Origin of the sequence: Acetomicrobium sp. S15 = DSM 107314 (assembly GCF_016125955.1) — a bacterium.
Lineage (GTDB): Bacteria > Synergistota > Synergistia > Synergistales > Thermosynergistaceae > Thermosynergistes > Thermosynergistes pyruvativorans.
Genome location: NZ_JADEVE010000132.1, coordinates 1 through 269 on the forward strand (window position 1 = coordinate 1; position 269 = coordinate 269).

General features: G+C 49.1%; 1 protein-coding gene. It reads right to left on the minus strand.

Going from position 1 to position 269, the window contains the following annotated elements; all coding sequences use genetic code 11:
* The coding region (locus tag EZM41_RS14300) for an amino acid--tRNA ligase-related protein (protein WP_342449222.1) at nt 1–257 on the minus strand (257 nt) is incomplete at its 3' end.
* Nucleotides 258–269: the final 12 nt, after the last annotated feature.

Genomic DNA, 269 nt, shown 5'->3' on the forward strand with positions numbered 1-269 from the left:
GAGATACAGAAAGTCTTTGGAGATGAAGGAGCAAAAGGTATCGTTCCGCTGCTTAACAAATTGAATGAACTGCCCGGGGCCCTTAATGATGTTTCGGAAGGCTCTCGCGGACTCGTGGATGAAGAAGTCAAGAAGTTCCTGGTGAAGAGCAAGGCGTTGTGTCTCATCCGCAGATTGCGCTGCATCCTGTCCCGTCTCAAATCCAAATAACGGAAGCGAAGCCTCAGGTTTTCGTCGACCTTATCGACTTCGTTCATATCGAAAGGAGG